The organism is Pseudomonas sp. WSY_20 (assembly GCF_043104335.1).
Taxonomy (GTDB): Bacteria; Pseudomonadota; Gammaproteobacteria; order Pseudomonadales; family Pseudomonadaceae; genus Aquipseudomonas; species Aquipseudomonas parafulva_B.
The window spans coordinates 1-822 of record NZ_JBICKP010000032.1 but is presented as its reverse complement, the minus strand read 5'-3'; the positions used below and the strand labels follow the sequence as shown (position 1 = coordinate 822).

General features: G+C 59.1%; 1 protein-coding gene. It reads right to left on the bottom strand.

All coding sequences use genetic code 11. The features are described 5' to 3' along the window. Nucleotides 1-298 precede the first annotated feature (298 nt). Nucleotides 299-784, bottom strand: a complete 486-nt coding sequence (locus ACF8E5_RS09515) for a carbon storage regulator (RefSeq protein ID WP_196186814.1) — start codon at nucleotides 782-784, stop codon at nucleotides 299-301. Nucleotides 785-822 lie beyond the last annotated feature (38 nt).

Genomic DNA, 822 nt, shown 5'->3' with positions numbered 1-822 from the left:
TGGGTTTTGCCGGTGATGGCGATGTAGGCGGGTGTGGACATGACGGATTCCTTATGTCGTCGAGAGGGCCGCGGTGGCCGTTGATGCCGCCCCATGCGGGGACGAGGACGACATTGCAGGGGGCATGCCAATACGTGTTTTTGCCCGGAAGCTTCTTTGAACCCTGCGTACTTACTGGGCTGCGTGGATATTCTGGTGCGGTGGTGGCGCGTGTGTGGCCGGGTAAATCGAGGTGGAATCCAGTTGCGGCGGGCCATTTTTGGCCTGGAATATATTAAGTGATTGAAAATAAAGGGTTTTAACTGTGCCATTTTTGGCTAGGCCGGGCCAAAAATGGCCCGGTCGAAATATGATCAGTGGCGTTTGAGCGAGAGCGTGCGCAGGGTTCGCTTGGCTGGGGCTGGGGCTGGGCTGGGGCTGGCGGCGGCGCGGCCTCGCTGGCGTGTTTTACCTGGGGGCGGTGATGGACTTCATCTCTATCGACGCGAACATCCCGGGGTGCCTCAACGCGAAGGCGGATCTGGTGTAGGCCGGTTTGCAATATCGCTATCTGAATGCTGCCGCCAATCGTCACGGTTTCAGTATGCCGGCGGTCTACGCTAACCGGGCTTTGCGGTTGGGCGCGGGTACGGATATCACGGGCGTTCTCCTGCCAGTGAATCTCGAGGTCACCGGGCGCCTGGATGCCCAGGCGAACCTGATGCAGATCGAACTGCATGACCGTGACTTGAATAGCGTCGCCGATGATTACGACTTCGCCGCGCCGGCGGGTCAGGAACAGCATGGTCAATTCTCCTTCCTGATCAGCGAAGGCTGATCAGG